20 protein-coding genes are annotated in these 18364 nt (G+C 73.8%); 17 read left to right on the top strand and 3 right to left on the bottom strand.

What is annotated here, in order from left to right:
* Positions 1 to 3 precede the first annotated feature (3 nt).
* Positions 4 to 1227 (top strand): radical SAM family heme chaperone HemW, encoded by a 1224-nt coding sequence (gene hemW, locus AB0H57_RS24280; protein ID WP_357510137.1) that lies wholly within the window; start codon positions 4 to 6, stop codon positions 1225 to 1227.
* A gap of 87 nt (positions 1228 to 1314) precedes the next feature.
* On the opposite strand, the gene AB0H57_RS24275 is transcribed toward hemW, so the two are convergent.
* The gene (locus AB0H57_RS24275) at positions 1315 to 1887 is read right to left on the bottom strand and encodes a DUF4870 domain-containing protein (RefSeq protein ID WP_357510093.1); all 573 of its coding nucleotides are present in this window, start codon (positions 1885 to 1887) and stop codon (positions 1315 to 1317) included.
* 240 nt (positions 1888 to 2127) lie between these two features.
* On the opposite strand from AB0H57_RS24275, the gene hrcA reads away from it, so the two are divergent.
* The 3 genes from hrcA to AB0H57_RS24260 all read left to right on the top strand — a co-directional run bounded on the left by hrcA (position 2128) and on the right by AB0H57_RS24260 (position 5106).
* Positions 2128 to 3150 carry a heat-inducible transcriptional repressor HrcA gene (gene hrcA, locus AB0H57_RS24270; protein ID WP_357510091.1) on the top strand — a complete coding sequence of 341 codons (1023 nt, stop codon included), beginning with the start codon at positions 2128 to 2130 and terminating at the stop codon, positions 3148 to 3150.
* Positions 3151 to 3227: 77 nt separating this feature from the next.
* Positions 3228 to 4370, top strand: a complete 1143-nt coding sequence (gene dnaJ / locus AB0H57_RS24265) for a molecular chaperone DnaJ (protein WP_357510089.1) — start codon at positions 3228 to 3230, stop codon at positions 4368 to 4370.
* Between the two features lies 1 nt (position 4371).
* Entirely contained in the window at positions 4372 to 5106 is a 735-nt protein-coding gene (locus tag AB0H57_RS24260) for a 16S rRNA (uracil(1498)-N(3))-methyltransferase (protein ID WP_357510087.1), read from the top strand.
* A gap of 104 nt (positions 5107 to 5210) precedes the next feature.
* Here the strand turns inward: AB0H57_RS24260 and AB0H57_RS24255 are convergent, their stop codons facing one another.
* Entirely contained in the window at positions 5211 to 5972 is a 762-nt protein-coding gene (locus AB0H57_RS24255; RefSeq protein ID WP_357510085.1) for an SDR family oxidoreductase, read from the bottom strand.
* 95 nt (positions 5973 to 6067) lie between these two features.
* Between AB0H57_RS24255 and AB0H57_RS24250 the strand changes: the two genes are divergently transcribed.
* The 8 genes from AB0H57_RS24250 (at position 6068) to AB0H57_RS24215 (ending at position 13508) form a co-directional block, all read left to right on the top strand.
* Positions 6068 to 6418 carry a histidine triad nucleotide-binding protein gene (locus tag AB0H57_RS24250; RefSeq protein ID WP_357510083.1) on the top strand — a complete coding sequence of 117 codons (351 nt, stop codon included), beginning with the start codon at positions 6068 to 6070 and terminating at the stop codon, positions 6416 to 6418.
* 59 nt (positions 6419 to 6477) lie between these two features.
* The gene (locus AB0H57_RS24245; RefSeq protein WP_357510081.1) at positions 6478 to 7845 is read left to right on the top strand and encodes a serine hydrolase domain-containing protein; all 1368 of its coding nucleotides are present in this window, start codon (positions 6478 to 6480) and stop codon (positions 7843 to 7845) included.
* Positions 7846 to 7980: 135 nt separating this feature from the next.
* Positions 7981 to 9039, top strand: coding sequence for a PhoH family protein (locus AB0H57_RS24240; RefSeq protein ID WP_357510079.1), 1059 nt, complete (start codon positions 7981 to 7983; stop codon positions 9037 to 9039).
* An 18-nt stretch (positions 9040 to 9057) separates the two neighbouring features.
* On the top strand, positions 9058 to 9531 hold the full coding sequence (gene ybeY / locus AB0H57_RS24235; protein WP_357510077.1) for an rRNA maturation RNase YbeY: 474 nt from the start codon (positions 9058 to 9060) through the stop codon (positions 9529 to 9531).
* A complete protein-coding gene (locus AB0H57_RS24230; protein ID WP_357510135.1) occupies positions 9507 to 10922 on the top strand; it encodes a hemolysin family protein in 1416 nt (471 codons plus the stop codon). The genes ybeY and AB0H57_RS24230 overlap by 25 nt, the downstream gene beginning before the upstream one ends.
* Positions 10915 to 11301, top strand: coding sequence for a cytidine deaminase (locus AB0H57_RS24225; protein ID WP_357510075.1), 387 nt, complete (start codon positions 10915 to 10917; stop codon positions 11299 to 11301). Before AB0H57_RS24230 ends, AB0H57_RS24225 begins: the two co-directional genes overlap by 8 nt.
* The gene (gene era / locus AB0H57_RS24220) at positions 11298 to 12203 is read left to right on the top strand and encodes a GTPase Era (protein ID WP_357510073.1); all 906 of its coding nucleotides are present in this window, start codon (positions 11298 to 11300) and stop codon (positions 12201 to 12203) included. Before AB0H57_RS24225 ends, era begins: the two co-directional genes overlap by 4 nt.
* A 144-nt stretch (positions 12204 to 12347) precedes the next feature.
* A complete protein-coding gene (locus tag AB0H57_RS24215) occupies positions 12348 to 13508 on the top strand; it encodes an acyltransferase (protein WP_357510071.1) in 1161 nt (386 codons plus the stop codon).
* Here the strand turns inward: AB0H57_RS24215 and AB0H57_RS24210 are convergent.
* Positions 13495 to 14271 (bottom strand): DUF4097 family beta strand repeat-containing protein, encoded by a 777-nt coding sequence (locus tag AB0H57_RS24210; protein WP_357510069.1) that lies wholly within the window; start codon positions 14269 to 14271, stop codon positions 13495 to 13497. The genes AB0H57_RS24215 and AB0H57_RS24210 overlap by 14 nt on opposite strands.
* Before the next feature lie 100 nt (positions 14272 to 14371).
* Between AB0H57_RS24210 and recO the strand changes: the two genes are divergently transcribed.
* The 5 genes from recO (at position 14372) to AB0H57_RS24185 (ending at position 18363) form a co-directional block, all read left to right on the top strand.
* Positions 14372 to 15238: a DNA repair protein RecO gene (recO, locus tag AB0H57_RS24205; protein WP_357510067.1), complete on the top strand. Its 867-nt coding sequence runs from the start codon at positions 14372 to 14374 to the stop codon at positions 15236 to 15238.
* Between the two features lie 8 nt (positions 15239 to 15246).
* Positions 15247 to 16047 carry an isoprenyl transferase gene (locus tag AB0H57_RS24200; protein WP_357510133.1) on the top strand — a complete coding sequence of 267 codons (801 nt, stop codon included), beginning with the start codon at positions 15247 to 15249 and terminating at the stop codon, positions 16045 to 16047.
* A 217-nt stretch (positions 16048 to 16264) separates the two neighbouring features.
* Positions 16265 to 17809 carry a polyprenol phosphomannose-dependent alpha 1,6 mannosyltransferase MptB gene (gene mptB, locus AB0H57_RS24195; protein WP_357510065.1) on the top strand — a complete coding sequence of 515 codons (1545 nt, stop codon included), beginning with the start codon at positions 16265 to 16267 and terminating at the stop codon, positions 17807 to 17809.
* A 5-nt stretch (positions 17810 to 17814) separates the two neighbouring features.
* Positions 17815 to 18000 carry a hypothetical protein gene (locus AB0H57_RS24190; protein WP_357510063.1) on the top strand — a complete coding sequence of 62 codons (186 nt, stop codon included), beginning with the start codon at positions 17815 to 17817 and terminating at the stop codon, positions 17998 to 18000.
* A gap of 132 nt (positions 18001 to 18132) precedes the next feature.
* Positions 18133 to 18363, top strand: coding sequence for a thioredoxin reductase (locus AB0H57_RS24185; protein WP_357510061.1), 231 nt, complete (start codon positions 18133 to 18135; stop codon positions 18361 to 18363).
* The last annotated feature ends 1 nt before the right edge of the window (position 18364 follow it).

Below are 18364 nucleotides of genomic sequence, written 5' to 3'. Positions count from 1 at the left end.
GCCATGCCCGGCGCTCTTCCAGAAGGTGATCCCGTCCCCGCGGACGGCTCGCTGCCCGCCACCGCCACCGCTGCGGTGGGCGCGCGCGGCTTCGGCGTCTACGTCCACGTGCCCTTCTGCGCCAGCCGCTGCGGCTACTGCGACTTCAACACGTACACGGCGGCCGAGCTGGGTGGCGGGGCGAGCCGGGAGACGTACGCGGACACCGTGCTGGCCGAGCTGGCGCTGGCCGCCCGGGTGCTGGGCGACTCGCCGCCGCCCCGGGTGGACACGGTCTTCGTCGGCGGCGGCACCCCGACCCTGCTGCCCGCCGACGACCTGGCCCGGATCCTGGCCGGCATCGACCGCACCTGGGGGCTGGCCGCCGACGCCGAGGTGACCACCGAGGCCAACCCGGAATCGGTCACCCCGCAGTCGCTGAAGACGCTGCGGGCGGCCGGCTACACCCGGATCTCGCTGGGCATGCAGTCCGCCGCGCCGGGAGTGCTGGCGATCCTCGACCGGCGGCACAGCGCCGGCCGGGCCACCACCGCCGCGGCCGAGGCCCGCGACGCCGGGTTCGACCACGTCAACCTGGACCTGATCTACGGCACGCCGGGGGAGAGCGGCGACGACTTCGCCGCCTCGCTGGCGCAGGTGGTCGCCGCCGGGGTGGACCACGTCAGCGCGTACGCCCTGATCGTCGAGGACGGCACCCGGCTGGCCGCCCGGATGCGGCGCGGCGAGCTGCCGTACCCCTCCGACGACGTGGCCGCGGACCGCTACCTGGCCGCGGAGGCCGCCCTAGGCGCGGCCGGTTTCTCCTGGTACGAGGTCTCCAACTGGGCCCGCACCGAGGCGGGCCGGTGCCGGCACAACCTGCTCTACTGGACCGGCGCCGACTGGTGGGGCCTCGGCCCGGGGGCGCACAGCCACGTCGGCGGGGTGCGCTGGTGGAACGTCAAACACCCCACCGCGTACGCGAAGCGGCTCGCCGCCGGGGAGTCCCCGGGCCTGGCCCGGGAGCTGCTCACCCGGGACGAGGCGCACATGGAGGACGTGATGCTGCGCCTGCGGCTCGCGTCCGGCCTGCCGCTGCGGGCGCTGGACGCGGCCGGCCGGGCTGGGGCCGAGCGGGCCCTGGCCGGCGGCCTGCTGGTCCCCGACCGGTACGCGGCCGGCCAGGCGGTGCTCACCCTGCGCGGCCGGCTGCTGGCCGACGCCGTGGTGCGCGACCTGCTGCCCTGACCGGTGCGCCCGGCCGCCGACGCCCACCGGCCGCGTCGACCGGTGGGGCGCCGGAACCCGGCCGGCGGGTGGCCGGCCGGGCGGGCGTCACTTGATGAAGCTGGCCGACATCGGGTAGCGGTACAGGTTGCCCTCGTTGGCCCTCATGCCGGCGATGATGCCCAGCACGATCTGGATCAGCACGACGGCGACGCTGGGCAGGAAGAGCAGGCACCAGCTGACGAAGAGCAGCACGAAGGCGATCGCCGACCAGAGCAGCTGGAAGTTCAGCGCGGCCAGGGCGTGCGCCCGCGCCGCCGGGGACTTCTGCCCCTGCACCAGGTAGGCGATCAGCGGGGCGACGAAGCCCAGCGGCCCGAAGCTGATCAGCGCGCCGACGGCGCCACCGAAGTGCGCCACCAGGGCCCAGGTCTTGTCCTCGTTGCTGGCGTAGCCGGCCGGCGCGCCGTACCCGCCGGCCGGGTAGCCGCCGCCTGGCGGGGGGTAGCCGCCCGGTGGGGGCTGGCCGCCGGGTGGGGGATAGCCGCCGGGGTCCGGCGCGCCGGACAGTGGTGCGGTGGGCTCGTTGGCCGAAGAGGGGCCGAAGGGAGCCGACGGTGGGATCGGTTCCGGCTGCGGGCCGGGTTCACCCGATCCCGGAGGGCGAGGTGGTTCAGTCATGGACGTCACGGTAGGTGTTGCCGGCAAGGGCGCACCAGAGCGACACCGGTGTCCGGACGGCGACGTTCGGTCACTCTCCGCGCCGACGGCCGGCCCGCCGGGGCCCGGACGGACCGGCGGTCCGTCGTTGATCATCGCGCGGACGGGTACGCCGACGTAGACTGGCACTCGCTACAGTCGAGTGCCAGACGCTCGCCCGGCGTGGGGCGTGCACCGGGTGGATCCGGCAGGAGGTGGGAGATGGGTCTCGACGACCGCAAGCTCGCCGTGCTGCGCGCGATCGTCGAGGACTACGTCGCGACGCAGGAGCCGGTGGGCAGCAAGTCCCTGGTCGAACGGCACCAACTGGGCGTCTCCCCGGCCACCGTGCGCAACGACATGGCGGTGCTGGAGGAGGAGGGCTACATCCGGCAGCCGCACACCAGCGCCGGCCGGGTGCCCACCGACCGCGGCTACCGGCTCTTCGTCGACCGGCTCTCCCGGGTCAAGCCGCTCAGCCCGGCCGAGCGCCGGGCGATCGAGCGCTTCCTGGTCGGCGCGGTCGACCTGGACGACGTGGTGCACCGCACCGTACGCCTGCTGGCCCAGCTCACCCGGCAGGTCGCCGTGGTGCAGTACCCGAGCCTGGCCCGGTCGAAGGTGCGCCACCTGGAGCTGGTGCCGATCTCCACCACCCGGCTGATGGTGGTCATGATCGCCGACACCGGCCGGGTCGAGCAGCGGCTGGTCGAGCTGCCCGGGCCGATCTCTCCCGAGGACGTCACCGACCTGCGCCGGCTGGTCAACGAGAAACTCTGCGGCAGCCGCCTGGCCGACACCCCGCCGCTGGTCCAGGCCCTGGTCGACGAGGCCACCCCGCAGCTGCGCGGCGCCATGACCACCCTCTCCACGGTGCTGCTGGAGACCCTGGTGGAGCGGCACGAGGAGCGCATCGCGCTGGCCGGCACCGCCAACCTCACCCGGGGTGGCCTGCTCGACTTCCAGGGCTCCCTGCGCCCCATCCTCGAGGCGCTGGAGGAGGAGGTGGTGATGCTCAAGCTCATCGGCGAGGCAGAGTCGACCACCACCCGGGTGCTGATCGGCGACGAGAACGAGATCGACAACCTGCGGGCCGCCTCGGTGGTCAGCACCGGATACGGCCCGGGGGCGACGGCGCTCGGCGGGCTCGGCGTGTTGGGGCCGACCCGGATGGACTACCCCGGCACCATCGCCACGGTGCGGGCCGTGGCACGCTACGTGGGCGAGCTGCTGGCCCAGAACTGATCCACCGACGCCGGGCCGGTGGGCGGCGCCGGCCGACGACCGCGCAACGCGACACGAACATGAGGACACGGAACGCAGTGGCCAGGGACTACTACGGCATTCTCGGCGTGAGCCGGGAGGCCTCCGACGACGAGATCAAGCGCGCCTACCGCAAGCTGGCGCGGCAGTACCACCCGGACGTCAATCCGGACCCGGAGGCACAGGAGAAGTTCAAGGACATCAACGCCGCGTACGAGGTCCTCTCGGACGACCGGAAACGGCAGATTGTCGACCTGGGCGGCGACCCGCTCGCCCCGGGCGGCGGGGGCGGTGGCGCCGGCGGTCCCGGTGGCGCCGGCCCGTTCGTCGGCTTCCAGGACATCATGGACGCCTTCTTCGGCGGGGCGGCCGGCGGCGCGCGCGGCCCCCGCCCGCGTACCCGGCCGGGCGCCGACGCCATCCTGCGTCTGGAGCTGGACCTCAACGAGACCGCGTTCGGCGTCGAGGCGCCGATCACCGTCGACACCGCGGTGCTCTGCACCACCTGCTCGGGCGCCGGCACCGCGGCCGGCACCCACCTGGCCACCTGCGAGGCGTGCGGCGGCCGGGGCGAGGTGCAGTCGGTGCAGCGCACCTTCCTCGGCCAGGTGGTCTCCGCCCGGCCGTGCACCGTCTGCCAGGGCTACGGCACCACCGTCCCGCACCCCTGCCCGACCTGCGCGGGCGATGGCCGGGTGCGGACCCGCCGGTCGCTGACCGTGAAGATCCCGGCCGGCGTCGAGGACGGCATGCGGATCCGGCTGGCCCAGCAGGGCGAGGTCGGCCCGGGCGGCGGCACCGCCGGCGACCTCTACGTGGAGATCCACGAGCGGCCGCACGACGTGTACTCCCGCAAGGGCGACGACCTGCACTGCCGGGTGACGGTGCCGATGACCGCCGCCGCGCTCGGCACCCGGCTGACCATCAAGACGCTGGACAGCGAGGAGACCGTCGACGTCAAGCCCGGCACCCAGCCGGGCAGCACGCTGCGGCTGCGCGCCCGGGGCGTACCGCACCTGCGCGGCACCGGCCGGGGTGACCTCTACGTCCACCTGGACGTGCGGACCCCGACCAAGCTCGACGCCGACCAGGAGCGGATGCTGCGCGACTTCGCCAAGACCCGGGGCGAGGAGGTCGCCGAGCTGACCAAGCAGGGCGGCTTCTTCTCCCGGATGCGCGACGCGTTCAACGGGCACGCCTGAGGTGTCGGCGCCGCTGTTCCTGGTCGAGGCGCTGCCCACCGGCGACACGCTGACCCTGGACGGCCCGGAGGGGCGCCACGCGGCCACCGTCCAGCGGCTGCGGGTCGGCGAGGAACTCGTGCTCGCCGACGGCCGGGGCGGCACGGCGGCCGCCGAGGTCACCGCCGTCGGCCGGGGCACGCTCGACGCGCGGGTCACCTCCCGGGGGTATGTCGACGCGCCCGTACCCCGGCTCGTGGTGGTGCAGGGCATCGCCAAGGGTGACCGGGGCGAGTTGGCCGTGCAGGCGATGACCGAGGTCGGGGTGGACGAGATCGTGCCCTGGGCGGCGTCCCGCTCGGTGGCGCAGTGGCGGGGCGACCGGGGCGTACGGGCCCGGGAGAAGTGGGCCGCCACCGCCCGGGAGGCGGCCAAGCAGGCCCGACGGGCGTGGCTGCCGGTGGTGGCCGGTGCGCCGGACGAGTCGAGCACCACCGTGACCCGCCGACTGGCCGGGGCGGGTGCCGCCTTCGTGCTGCACGAGGAGGCCGAGGAGCGCCTGAGCACCGCCGAGCTGCCCGGGACCGGGGAGATCGTGCTGGTGGTCGGCCCCGAGGGCGGGATCGCCCCGGCCGAGCTGTCCGCCTTCCGCGAGGCCGGCGCCCGCCCGGTCCGCCTCGGCCCCACGGTCCTGCGCACCTCCACCGCCGGAGTGGCCGCCCTGGCCGTCCTCGCCACCCGCCTCGGCCGCTGGTAACCCTGCCGGCCTCTCGTTGACCAAGGGGTTTGCGTCGGCTTCCGCGCCGGATCCGGACGCAAACTCCTTGATCATCGCGCAGGGCGGAGCGCGGGGAGGCGGGGTCAGGTGCGCAGGTAGGAGGCGCCGTTGAGGTCGACGATGGTGCCGGAGGCCCATTCGGCCTCGGGGCTGGCCAGCCAGTGCACGGCGGCGGCGATCTCCTCGGGGCGGGCCACCCGGTTGAACGGGGACTGGGCGCGGATCGCGGCACCCCGCTCGCCAGCCAGGTGGGTGGTGGTCATGTCCGTCTCGACGAAACCCGGCGCGACCGTCGCCACGGCGATGCCGTACGGCGCCAGCGCGAGCGCCAGCGACTGGCCCAGCGCGTTCAGGCCCGCCTTGCTGGCCCCGTACGCGGGCTGCTCCGGCTCGCCCCGGAAGGCGCCCCGAGAGGAGACGTTGACGATCCGCCCGCCCCGTTCGCGCATGTGCTGGGCGGCGCACCAGGTGACGTTGGCGGCCCCGGTCAGGTTGGTCTCCACGACCAGCCGCCACTGCTCGCGCCACTGCTCGTACGTGGCGCCGAAGACCGGGTGCGGCAGGTCTCGCGGGCCGTACACCCCGGCGTTGTTGACCAGAACGTCCAGCCCGCCCAGGGCCTGTGCCGCCGCGTCGACCATGGCGCGTACGCCGTCCGGGTCGGCCAGGTCGGCGCGGACCACCACATGTCCGTCGCCGGGCAGCTCGGCCCGCAGCGCCTCGGCCAGCTCCGCCGAGTCCCGGTGGTGGATCGCCACCCGGTCCCCGTCCGCCGCGAACGCCCGTGCCACCGCCCGGCCGATGCCGCGTGAGGCCCCCGTCACCAATACCGCCCGTCCCGCCATGGCCGCCATCCTGCCGCAGCGGCAACCGGTGTTGAGCGGGGGGCCCCTTCCTCCACCCCAGGCGTTAGGCGGGGCCCCTTCCTTACACTGCCCGGATGGGAACCGACTGCCTGTTCTGCCGGATCGCCGCCGGGGAGATCCCGGCCACCATCGTGCGGGAGACCGACCGCACCGTCGCCTTCCGGGACATCGACCCCAAGGCGCCCACCCACGTGCTGGTCATCCCGAAGGAGCACTACGCCGACGTGGCGACGCTCGCCCTGGACGACCCGGGCCTCGCTGGCGAGGTGCTGGTCACCGCGGCGGCGGTGGCCGAGGAGGAGGGGCTGGACGCCGACGGCTTCCGGCTGATGTTCAACACCGGGCCGCACGGCGGCCAGGAGGTCTTCCACGTCCACGCGCACCTGCTCGGTGGCGCCCCGCTCGGCCCGATGCTCTGCAGGTAAGGAAAAGCCTGTTGTTAACAGACGTCTGTTAACAACAGGCCCCTCCTTACACTGCACGGGTGAACGAACGGTACGAACGGATCGTGCGGCGGGTGCAGGCCGACGCCCGGGTACCCGCCCTCGCGGCCGCCCTGCACCGGGCCGACCGCCCGCTCTGGGCCTGCGCGGTGGGCGGCACCGGCAACGACACCCCGCTGGACGCGGACACCGTGTTCCGGATCGGGTCGGTGACCAAGACCTTCACCTCGGTGCTGGTCCTGCAGTGCCGGGACGACGGACTGCTCGACCTGGACGACCCGATCGGGCGGCACCTGGACCTCCCGGCGCACGGGGACGCCACCGTACGCCGGCTGCTCTCGCACACCTCTGGCCTGCAACGCGAGCCGTACGGCGACGTGTGGGACAGCCTGCGCGCCCCCGGTGTCGCCGAACTCCTCGCCGACCTGGCCCGGGCCGAGCGGGTACTGCCCCCGGCCCGGCGCTACCACTACTCGAACCTGGGGCTGGCGCTGCTCGGCGAGCTGGTCGCCCGGCTGCGCGGCGGTACCTGGGCGGAGGTGCTGGCCGACCGGGTGCTGGCCCCGCTCGGGTTGACCGGCACCGGCCCGGTGCCGGGTGAGCGGGCGGCGACCGGCTTCCTGGTCGACGCGTACTCCGACGAGGCCCACCCGGAGCAACCGACCGACTTCGGCGCGATCGCGCCCGCCGCGCAGCTCTGGAGCACCGCCCCCGACATGGCCCGGTGGGCGGCGTTCCTGGCCGACCCGGCGGCGCTCGACCCGGCCGGCGCGGTGCTCGCCCCGGCCACCCTCGACGAGATGCGCTGGCCGCTGACCGTGACCGACGAGACCTCCTGGGGCGGCGGCTTCGGGCTCGGGTTGATCCTGGTGCCGCAGGAAGGCCGGGTCATGCACGTCGGGCACGACGGGGCGATGCCCGGCTTCCTGGCCGCCGTCTACGGCCGGCGGGGCGGCGAGGGCACGGCGGGCGCGATGGGCGCCGCGGTGCTCGCCTCCTCGGGCACCGCCGCGGAGGTCTTCGACCTGCCGCACCGGCTGCTGGCCGCCGCGGCCGAGCACGACCCGGCGGAGATCGAGCCGTGGCGGCCCGGCCCGCCCGCCCCGGCGCACCTGCGCGGGACGCTGGGCCGCTGGTGGGGCGAGGGTTTCGAGTACGTCTTCTCCTGGTACGACGGGACGCTGCGGGCCCGCGGCGCCGACGACCCGGCCGGCAAGCCGCCGGCGGTGTTCGCGCCGCTGCCGGACCGGCCTGACGTGTTCCGGACCGTCGCCGGCCGGGAGGTCGGCGAGCTGCTGCGGCTGACCCGCGACGAGCGCGGCGTGGTGGTCCGGATGCACTGGGCGACCTACCGCTTCACCCGCCACCAGGAGACCTTCGACGGGTACGACTTCCGCTCCGGTAGTTGACCTTCGACCAGCCGAAATGGGCGAGGTGCCCCGGGTGTTGACCCGATACGATGGGGGCAACGTCCGTCCGCCGGGCCAGCAGGGTTCGGCGCCGAGATCGAGAGCAGGTGGCGCAGGGCCCGTCGGGCCCGAGCTATGACCGACACCCCACCTCCCGCCCCGCCCCGGGTGCAGACCAGGATCACGGTCCCCAACCCGAAGATCATGGTGAACCTGCTCGGCGCGGGCGACGAGATCCTGCGCCTCATCGAACGCTCGGTCACCAGCGACGTCCACGTGCGGGGCAACGAGATCACCATCACCGGCGCGCCCGCGGACAATGCCCTCGCCGAGCGCCTCTTCAGCGAGCTGCTCGAACTCATCGAGAAAGGCGAGACCCTGACCACTGACGCGGTGCGGCGCACCGTCGGCATGCTCGAGCAGGGCAGCGCCGAGCGGCCCGCCGAGGTCCTGACGCTCAACATCCTCTCCCGGCGCGGCCGCACCATCCGCCCCAAGACCCTCGGGCAGAAGAAGTACGTCGACTCGATCGACTCGCACACCATCGTCTTCGGCATCGGCCCCGCCGGCACCGGCAAGACCTACCTGGCGATGGCGAAGGCCGTCCAGGCGTTGCAGGCCAAGCAGGTCGACCGGATCATCCTCACCCGGCCGGCGGTCGAGGCGGGGGAGCGGCTGGGCTTCCTGCCCGGCACCCTCAACGAGAAGATCGACCCCTACCTGCGGCCGCTCTACGACGCGCTGCACGACATGCTCGACCCGGACACCATCCCCAAACTGATGGCCGCGGGCACCATCGAGGTGGCGCCGCTGGCGTACATGCGGGGGCGTACGCTGAACAACGCGTTCATCATCCTGGACGAGGCGCAGAACACCACGCCCGAGCAGATGAAGATGTTCCTCACCCGGCTCGGCTTCGGTTCCAAGATCGTGGTCACCGGTGACGTCACCCAGGTGGACCTTCCGGGCGGGACGTCCAGCGGCCTGCGGGTGGTCCGGGAGATCCTGAACAACGTCGAGGACGTGCACTTCGCCCAGCTGTCCAGCTCCGACGTGGTCCGGCACCGGCTGGTCGGGGAGATCGTCGACGCGTACGCCCGCTGGGACGCCGAGCGGGAGAACCAGCAGGCGCAGAGCGTGCACGCCGTCCCGGGGCGGACCGCCCAGGGCGGCCGGGCCGGCCGGCGCCGCTAATCCACCAGAGGAAGCCACTTGTCCATCGAGATCGCCAACGAGTCCGGTGTCGAGGTCGACACCGACGCCGTGCTCGCCGTGGCCCGGCACGCGCTCGACGAGATGGGGGTCAACCCCCTCGCCGAGCTCTCCGTGCTGCTGGTCGACGTCGACTACATGACCGAGCTGAACCACCGCTGGATGGGTGGCGACGGCCCGACCGACGTGCTCGCCTTCCCCATGGACGAGGGCAGCGTCGACCACGGTCCGGGGGAGGCCGCCGCCACCGGCGGCGAGCCGGCGCTGCTCGGCGACATCGTGCTCTGCCCGGAGGTGGCGGCCAAGCAGGCGGCCACCGCCGGCCACGCCGCCGCCGACGAGCTGCACCTGCTCACCGTGCACGGGGTGCTGCACCTGCTCGGCTACGACCACGCCGAGCCGGAGGAGGAGCGCGAGATGTTCGAGCTCCAGGCCCGGCTGCTGGCCAGCTGGCGGTCGACCCGGTCCCGGTGATGTCCTCTCCGACACTGGCGGCCGGTGCCGCCGCCGGCCTGCCCGACCTGCAACTGATCTTCTTCGCGGCGAGCCTGGTGGTGCTCGCCGGGCTGATCGCGATGACCGAGGCCGCGCTGGCCGCGGTCTCCCCGGCCCGGGCCGCCGAGCTGGCCCGGGACGGCGCCCGCGGCGCGCGCGCCCTCCAGGTGGTGGCCGGTGACGTGGTCCGTCACCTCAACCTGCTGCTCCTGCTGCGGCTGCTGGCCGAGTTGACCGCCACCACGCTGGTCGCGCTGGTCGCCGTGGACACCTTCGGCGCCGGCTGGCGGGCCGCGTTGGTCACCGCGGGCGCGATGACGGTGGTCAGCTTCGTGGTGGTCGGCGTGGCGCCGCGCACCATCGGCCGGCAGCACGCGCACGCGGTGGGTCGTGGGGTGGCCCCGCTGGTGCGTTGGCTCGGCCGGGCGCTGAACCCGCTCGCCTCGCTGCTGATCCTGATCGGCAACGCGGTGACCCCGGGCAAGGGCTTCCGGGAGGGCCCGTTCGCCACCCAGGTGGAGCTGCGGGAGCTGGTCGACCTGGCCGAACAGCGCGGCGTGGTGGAGCACGGCGAGCGGCAGATGATCCACTCCGTCTTCGCCCTGGGCGACACGATCGCCCGGGAGGTGATGGTGCCGCGCACCGAGATGGTCTGGATAGAGGAGAGCAAAAATCTCTCCCAGGCGCTCGCGCTCTTCCTGCGCTCCGGCTTCTCCCGGATCCCGGTGATCGGGGAGAGCGTGGACGACGTGCTCGGCCTGCTCTATCTCAAGGACCTGATCCGGCGTACCCAGGGCGGGGATCCCCGCACGGCCCAGCTGCCGGTGTCGGAGCTGATGCGCCCGGCGACCTTCGTGCCGGAGTCCAAGCCGGTCGACGACCTGCTGTCGGAGATGCAGGCCGCCCGCAACCACCTGGTCATCGTCGTCGACGAGTACGGCGGCACCGGCGGGCTGGTCACCATCGAGGACATCCTGGAGGAGATCGTCGGTGAGATCACCGACGAGTACGATGTCGAACGCCCGCCGGTCGAGCGGCTGGCGGACGGGTCGGTCCGGGTGACCGCCCGACTGCCGGTGGAGAACCTGGGCGAACTGTTCGACACCGACCTGCCCACCGACGAGGTGGAGACGGTCGGTGGCCTGCTCGCCCAGGCGCTGGGCCGGGTGCCGATCCCCGGGGCGGCGGCCGAGGTGGCCGGGCTCCGGCTGGTCGCCGAGGGCACCACCGGCCGGCGCAACCGGATCGACACGCTGCTGGTCAGCCGGGTCGGGCCGGACGAGGGGCAGGACGCCCCGGGGCGCGGCGAGCGCGCCGAGTCCCGTGACCATCAGAACGAATTTGAGGAGAGGCAACCCGCCGATGCCTGAGTCCGCTGCCCTACCGGCCGCCCGGCCGACCCCGTCCGATCCGGCCGAGCTGAGCGCCGAGGACGGCAAGCTGGTCGTCCTGGCCCGGGGCGCGCGCGGTCGGGTGGGTGCCGTGGAGGGCGCGGCGGTCCGCGACCAGGACGGCCGGACGTACGCCGCGGCGAGCGTCTCGCTGCCCTCGCTGACCCTGACCGCGCTCCAGCTCGCGGTCGCCTCGGCGGTCGCCGCGGGGGCCAGCCGGCTGGAGGCGGCGGTGGTGGTCACCGAGGCGTCGACGCTGGACGGGGCGGGGCACGCGGCGGTCCGCGACCTCGCCGCCGACGCGCCGATCCACGTGGCGGCGCCGGACGGCACGGTGCTCGGCACGGTGGTCGAGTGACCGGCGCCGGTCAGCCGCAGGAGCGTCCGTACCGGGCGGGGTTCGCCTGCTTCGTCGGGCGGCCGAACGCGGGCAAGTCGACGTTGACCAACGCGATCGTCGGGCAGAAGATCGCGATCACCTCGAGCAAGCCGCAGACCACCCGGCACGTGATCCGGGCCGTGCTGCACCGCCCGGACTCCCAGCTCGTGCTGGTCGACACCCCGGGGCTGCACCGCCCCCGTACGCTGCTCGGCGAGCGGTTGAACGACCTGGTCCGGGAGACCTGGAGCGAGGTCGACGTGATCGGGCTCTGCATCCCGGCGAACGAGCCGATCGGCCGGGGTGACCGGTTCATCACCGGCGAGATCGCCGAGCTGAAGGCCACCGTGATCGCGGTGGTCACCAAGACGGACCTGGTGGACCGGAAGCGGCTGGCCGAGCAGTTGCTCGCGGTGAGCGAGCTGGGGGAGTTCGCCGAGGTGGTGCCGGTCAGCGCGGTCTCCGGGCATCAGGTGGACACCCTGGTCGACGTGATGACCGGCTACCTGCCGCCGTCGCCGCAGCTCTACCCGGACGACATGCTCACCGACGAGCCGGAGCAGGTGCTGGTGGCCGAGCTGATCCGGGAGGCGGCGCTGGAGGGGGTCCGCGACGAGCTGCCGCACTCCATCGCGGTGGTGGTCGAGGAGATGATCCCCGAGGGCCGGCTCATGAAGATCTACGCCGACGTGTACGTCGAGCGGTCCAGCCAGAAGGCGATTGTGATCGGCCACCGGGCCAGCCGGCTCAAGGAGGTCGGTACGACCGCCCGGAAGCAGATCGAGGAGTTGCTGGGCGGCCGGGTCTATCTGGACCTGCACGTCCGGGTGGCGAAGGACTGGCAGCGCGACCCCAAGCAGCTTCGCAAGCTCGGCTTCTGACGCCCCCCAGGCCGGGACGCTGATCCGTACCGGTCTGGCATATGGGATGTTTCACTTTCGTTCGGGGCGGCTGGCCGTTTTCCGGGGACGGCCAGCAGGGTAGGGAAAGTTTGCTTCCTTGCCCCCGGACATAGCTGCAGGCTGATGCGTAACCGATACCTGGACGTCCTCCGCTTCCTGGCGATCATCCGCGTGGTCGTCTACCACGTCACCGGCTACGCGGTGCTGACCCTGGTCTTCCCGGCCATGTCGGTCATGTTCGCGCTGGCCGGGTCGCTGATGGCGGCCTCGCTGGACCGGTCCGGTCCGCGGGCGGTGGCGCGCCGGCTGCGCCGCCTGCTGCCCTCGCTGTGGGTGGTCGCGGCGGTCTTCGTGCCGGCGATGCTGCTGACCGGCCTGCCGCTGACCAGCAGGGTGCTGCTCTGGCTCTTCCCGATCGCCGACCCGCCCGCCAACGGGTGGGGTGCGCTCGCGCTGAGCGTCATCTGGTACCTGCGGGACTACCTGTGGTTCGTGCTCGCCTCGCCGGTCGCGCTCTGGCTGTTCCGCCGCTGGCCGGTGCCCACCCTGCTCACCCCGTACGTCCTGCTCGCCGCGATCGAGTTCGGCCTGCTCCCGGCGGCGCCGGTGGTGCTGCGCGAGTTCGGCCTGTACTTCGGCGCCTGGCTGCTCGGCTTCGCCCACCACGACGGCCTGCTCCGCCGGCTCGCCAACCGGGTGCTGCTGCCGGTGGTGGCGGTCGTCGGCGGCGCGGGCGCGGCCTGGATCGCCACCCACCCGGGTCCCCGGGGCTACGACCTCAACGACATCCACCTCGGCAACGCGCTCTGGTCGACCGCCTTCATCCTGGTCGCGCTCGGCCGGGCGCCCGCCGCGGCGGACTGGGTGGAGCGCAGCCCGCGGTTCAGCCGGGCGGTCACCGTGGTGAACCGGCGGGCCCTGACCATCTACCTCTGGCACATGTCGTTCGTGGTCGCCCTCACCCCGCTGGTCGATGTGGTGGGGATGTCCCGCACCGACCCGGTCGGCCTGGCGATCCGGGTGGTGCTGGTGTTCGCCCTGGTCGGCCTGGTCACCCTGCTGGTGGGCTGGGTCGAGGACGTGGCGGCCCGGCGCCGGCCGGAGCTGGTCCCGGGTGGCCGGGCCGGCGCCGGCGCGGCGCGGACGGTGCCGACCAGCCCGCCCCCGGCCGGCGCGGCCGGGCTGCCGGTGAGCGCCGGCCGCGCGGTGGCCGGCACGCCGCCACCGTTGCCCCGCCCCCGCGATCACTCGGCCGAGTTCACCGGCTACCTCAGCGGGCGGTGAGGGTCACGTTGCCGCTGCCGGTACTCAGGTCGAGCAGCACCGACGCGCTCGGGTCGTCGGCGATCCCCAGGTCGGCGTCGCCGGAGCCGGTGCTGGACCGCACCCGGTAGCGGCCGGCCGGCACCACCACCTCGACGTCGCCGCTGCCGGCGTGGGCGCGGGCCGGCACCGGGGCAGTGACGTCCAGGGTGACGTTCCCCGAGTTCGCCTCGGCGTCCACCGCCCCGGCCAGCCGGCTGCCGGTGATGTTGCCGGAGCCCGTGCGCAGCCGGACCGAAGCGGTCACGTCGGTCACGTCGATGTTGCCGGAGCCGGTCTCCACCCGCACCGCGCCGTCCGCCCCGCGCACCTGGACGTCGCCCGAGCCGACCTGGAACTGCACCGGCCCGGTGTCGCTGAGCTCGACGTCGCCGGAGCCGTTCTCGCCCCGCACGTCGACGCCCTTCGGGACGGTCACCTCGTAGGAGACCGAGCAGCGTCGACCGCAGTCGGTGTCCAGCACCAGTTCGGCGCCGTCGACCAGCCAGGTGTCCGTCGGTTGGTCACCCTGGTAGCGCACCGTCCGCTTGACCCGTACCTCGCCGGCCCGGCCGGTGCCGTGCAGCACCACGTCACCCGCGCCGGGACGGACGGTGACCCGGTCGATCCGGGCCGGTTCGGTGGTGTCGAAGTCCAGCCGCCGGGAGGGCAGGGTGTCGCACCCGGCGAGGACGATCAGCAGGGCGGCGGCGCCGGCGGCGGGGAGAGCACGGGGAGCGGGCATGGCTGCACGCTACGGCCGCCCGCCCCGAGACCACATCCGGGTTCCGCCGCCGCCGCACCCCGAACGGACCCTGATTTCGCACCCCGAGGAGAATGACCGGATGGCCGGATACCGCCGTCAGCTGTACCGCGACGACGCGGTGGTGCTGCGCGTGCAGAAGCTCGGCGAGTCCGACCGGATCATCACCCTGCTCACCCGCCGGCACGGCCGGCTGCGCGCGGTGGCCCGGGGGGTACGCCGCACCACCAGCAAGTTCGGCGCCCGGCTGGAGCCGTTCGGCCACGTGGACGTGCAGCTCGCCGGCGACCCGAAGGGCAACCTCGGCAGCTCGCTGCACAGCATCAGCCAGGCCGAGGGGATCGACCTGTACGGCAAGCGGTTCCTCGGCGACTACCCGCGCTACACGGCGGCCAGCGCGATCGCCGAGACGGCCGAGCGGCTCACCCCCATCGAGCGGGAACCGGCGCTGCGGCTGTTCCAGCTGACCCTCGGCGCGTTGAAGTCGCTCGCCCGGGGCCAGCACGCCACCACGCTGGTGCTCGACGCGTACCTGCTGCGCGGGATGGCCCTGGCCGGCTGGGCGCCGGCGCTGACCGCCTGCGCGGTGTGCGGCGAGTCGGGCCGGCACCGGGCGTTCTCCGTGCCCGCCGGGGGTGCGGTCTGCCCGGACTGCCGGCCGCCGGGCGCCGCCCATCCGGCCCCGGCCACCATCGACCTGATGTCGGCGCTCACCACCGGGGACTGGGTGCTCGCCGACGCCACCGACACCGGCGTACGCCGGGAGTGCAGCGGCCTGGTCGCGGCGCACCTGCAGTGGCACCTGGAGCGCGCGCTACGCTCGCTGCCGCTGGTCGACCGGGGGGCCGCCCCGGCGACCGGGCCGCCCCGGGTGACCGGGCCCGGCGCGCCGCCGGACGCGGTGGCCGACGCGGGGGCAGGGGACGTGAGCAGGGAGATGACCGAGTGATCCGTTCGATGAGGGCCGGCCGGCGCGGGCCTGTGCCGCCGACACCGCACCCGTCGGGCGCCCGGCCGCCGGCGTTGCCCGCCGAGGCGCTGCCCAAGCACGTCGCGGTGGTGATGGACGGCAACGGCCGGTGGGCCAAGGACCGCGGGCTGCCCCGCACCAAGGGCCACGAGCAGGGCGAGTTCTCCCTCTTCGACACCATCGAGGGCGCTATCGAGCTAGGCATCCCCTACCTGTCCGCGTACGCGTTCTCGACCGAGAACTGGCGGCGCTCGCCGGATGAGGTCCGCTTCCTGATGGGCTTCAACCGGGACGTCATCCGGCGTCGCCGGGACCAGTTGGTCGAGCTGGGCGTGCGGGTGGTCTGGTCGGGGCGGGCCGGGCGGCTGTGGAAGAGCGTCATCTCGGAGCTGCGGACCGCGGAGGAGATGTCGCGGGGCAACTCGACGCTGACCCTGCAGTTCTGCGTGAACTACGGTGGCCAGGCGGAGATCGCCGACGCCGCGGCGGCGATCGCCCGCGACGTGGCGGCCGGGCGGCTGCACCCCGACAAGGTCACCGAGAAGACGATCCAGAAATACCTGTACCACCCGGAGGTCCCCGAGGTGGACCTCTTTCTGCGCCCCTCCGGCGAGCAGCGCACCTCCAACTTCATGCTCTGGCAGAGCGCGTACGCCGAGCTGGTCTTCCTGGACACGCTCTGGCCGGACTTCGACCGCCGCCACCTGTGGTATGCCTGCGAGCTCTACGCCCAGCGGGACCGGCGCTTCGGTGGGGCGCTGCCCAACCCGGTCGCGCCGGACGCCTGAGTCACCGCCACCAATTCGTCTCTCCGGCGTCACGCAACACACCCTTCGTTGTACCGGTGCGGTCCGCTCGCAGCGGTTAGATTCGCCTTGAGGGCGCAGCCATTCCCGCCGGCAGCGGGAGCGTGTTGACCAGCGAAGGCTGCCCCGCCTGGGGACGGCAGTCGCGATTCGCCTATCGGAGGCGGTCACTGCCCGGACGAATGGTTGCTGACTGCTGATGACGGTACGCAGTGCTGCCCCGACGGAATCCGGTGACCGGCAGTCGGGGCGGGCCCCGGCGTACGGCCCGGTCTGCTGCCGCCTGCTCGGGGCAGCCGGTTCGTCGGTGATCGTGCTCGGTGGGCTGCTGGCGGGCGTACGGCCGGTGGGCGAGGTGGCGATCGAGCTGCCGATCGTCCCCGCGCTCCGGAACTCGACAGGACTGTCGGTGTCCGTGGTCTACGTCGGGCTCACCATGCTGCTGCTCGCCTGGTGGCGGGTGGGCGTGCTGGTGCGCGCCGACGGTGTGTCCGTGCGCGGCCTGGCGACGACGGCGGCCTGGTGGGCGCTGCCCTTCGCCATCGCCCTTCCGGTCTTCAGCGGCGACGTGCACAGCTATCTCGCCCAGGGGGCGATGACGAGCGCGGGCCTGGACGCGTACCGGGTGGGACCCGCCGCGCTGGGCGGCCCGCTCACCGTGAACGTGCCCGACATCTGGCAGCACACGCCGGCGCCGTACGGTCCGGTCTTCCTTCACCTCGCCGCCGTGGTGACCGACGTGACCGGCGGCGTCTGGGTGGGCGTCGTCGGGATGCGCGTGCTGGCGCTGCTGGGGGTGGGGCTGCTGGTCTGGGCCGTGCCCCGGCTGGCCCGGGCCTGCGGGGTGCGGCCCGCGGCGGCGATGTGGCTGGGGGTGCTCAACCCGCTCGTGCTGCTGCACCTGGTCGGCGACGCCCATAACGAGGCGGTGATGCTGGGCCTGATGTGCGTCGGTCTGGTGCTGGTGCTGCGGCGCCGACCCGCGCTCGGGGTGGTGCTGGTCACGCTCGCTTTGCTCGTCAAGGCGCCGGCGGCGCTGGCGATCGCCTTCGTCGTGCCCATCTGGGCCCGCCAGCTGGAGGGCCGTCGACCGTGGCTGCGGGCGGCGCTGTGGACGGCCACCGTCTCCGGCGGCACCGCCGGTGTGGTCACCGCCCTGACGGGGACCGGCTTCGGCTGGCTACGGGCGCTCGGCACGCCCACCCACGCCCGCACCTGGATGTCGATCAGCACGGACCTGGGCTGGGCGGTCGGCACCGTACTGCACCACCTGAAGGGCCTGGACGTCGAGCAGACCCGGCACGTCGTGTGGCTGGTCGGTCTCGTCGCCGCCGCCGGCGCCTGTCTGGTGCTGTGGCGGCGCAGCGAGCGGCTCGGGCCGATCGCCACGCTCGGGGTGTGTCTCGGGGTGGTCGTCCTCGCCGGCCCGGTCGTGCATCCGTGGTATCTGCTGTGGGCGCTCGTGCCCCTCGCGGCGGGCGCCCGGGGCACCACGATCCGCCGGGTGGCCGCGGCCGGCTCGGTGGCCCTCGTGCTGCTGGTCCTGCCGGGCGGCGTGCAACCCAGCCTGGCCGCCCTCGCCGGCGCGCTGGTCGGCACGGCGACGGTCCTCGTCGCGGCGGCCTTCACCCGCCGGTCGTCGCCCGGCGCCGCGCGCGCGGGATCCGGCGCCTGGCCCGGGCCGATGAGGCTTACCGGGGTGACCGGTGGGGTATCACCTGGACAGCAGCCAACGCGGAGGTGAACCACATGATTCAGAAGCGGATCGCGCAGTGGGCGCTCATGGCGGTCGCCGTGCCGCTGGCAGCGGCCGGCGCCCGCCGACTCAGCAACTCCCTGGAGGCCCGTCGCGGCCCGACCGGGGTGAGCCGCCTGCTCACCAAGGGCGCTGACATGCTCCGGCCGCAGAAGGCCAAGCGTCGTCGGTTCTTCTGATCTCGACGGCCGGTGCCCGCCGGCCGTCCCACGGACGCCCCGCATCCGGCTTTCCGGCCGGAGCGCGGGGCGTTCCGCATACGATCGGCGCAGGGCGCGCCGCCGGGACGCGCCCACCTACGGGGGTGGGGGATGCGCGATCTCCGGTACGAGATGACGGCCGCCCTGGCCGGGGCGGATCTGGCCGACCCGGGGCAGCGGGAACGGATCGCCGACCTGTGCGCCGGGGTGGCCGAGCGGTACTGCGCCGACCTCGGGCACACCCCAGCGGTGCGCTCCGGCGAGATCGCCGAGCTGGCCACCGGGGAGCCGGTCGCCGGCTGGGCGCCGACCCCGGCCGACGAGACCCAGCGGGCCTGGTGAG

The sequence above is a fragment of the Micromonospora sp. NPDC050686 genome (assembly GCF_040654475.1).
GTDB lineage: Bacteria > Actinomycetota > Actinomycetes > Mycobacteriales > Micromonosporaceae > Micromonospora.
This window is presented reverse-complemented; position numbering and strand designations above follow the sequence as displayed.

Excerpts from the sequence above, each read along its gene's own strand:
- AB0H57_RS24225 (WP_357510075.1), top strand. The coding sequence starts at position 10,915 with ATGCCTGAGTCCGCTGCCCTACCGGCCGCCCGGCCGACCCCGTCCGAT.
- AB0H57_RS24215 (WP_357510071.1), top strand. The coding sequence starts at position 12,348 with ATGCGTAACCGATACCTGGACGTCCTCCGCTTCCTGGCGATCATCCGC.
- mptB (WP_357510065.1), top strand. The coding sequence starts at position 16,265 with ATGACGGTACGCAGTGCTGCCCCGACGGAATCCGGTGACCGGCAGTCG.
- AB0H57_RS24255 (WP_357510085.1), bottom strand. The coding sequence starts at position 5,972 with ATGGCGGGACGGGCGGTATTGGTGACGGGGGCCTCACGCGGCATCGGC.
- AB0H57_RS24275 (WP_357510093.1), bottom strand. The coding sequence starts at position 1,887 with ATGACTGAACCACCTCGCCCTCCGGGATCGGGTGAACCCGGCCCGCAG.
- AB0H57_RS24210 (WP_357510069.1), bottom strand. The coding sequence starts at position 14,271 with ATGCCCGCTCCCCGTGCTCTCCCCGCCGCCGGCGCCGCCGCCCTGCTG.
- hrcA (WP_357510091.1), top strand. The coding sequence starts at position 2,128 with ATGGGTCTCGACGACCGCAAGCTCGCCGTGCTGCGCGCGATCGTCGAG.
- recO (WP_357510067.1), top strand. The coding sequence starts at position 14,372 with ATGGCCGGATACCGCCGTCAGCTGTACCGCGACGACGCGGTGGTGCTG.
- AB0H57_RS24190 (WP_357510063.1), top strand. The coding sequence starts at position 17,815 with ATGATTCAGAAGCGGATCGCGCAGTGGGCGCTCATGGCGGTCGCCGTG.
- AB0H57_RS24240 (WP_357510079.1), top strand. The coding sequence starts at position 7,981 with ATGACCGACACCCCACCTCCCGCCCCGCCCCGGGTGCAGACCAGGATC.
- AB0H57_RS24185 (WP_357510061.1), top strand. The coding sequence starts at position 18,133 with ATGCGCGATCTCCGGTACGAGATGACGGCCGCCCTGGCCGGGGCGGAT.
- AB0H57_RS24250 (WP_357510083.1), top strand. The coding sequence starts at position 6,068 with ATGGGAACCGACTGCCTGTTCTGCCGGATCGCCGCCGGGGAGATCCCG.
- AB0H57_RS24200 (WP_357510133.1), top strand. The coding sequence starts at position 15,247 with ATGAGGGCCGGCCGGCGCGGGCCTGTGCCGCCGACACCGCACCCGTCG.
- hemW (WP_357510137.1), top strand. The coding sequence starts at position 4 with ATGCCCGGCGCTCTTCCAGAAGGTGATCCCGTCCCCGCGGACGGCTCG.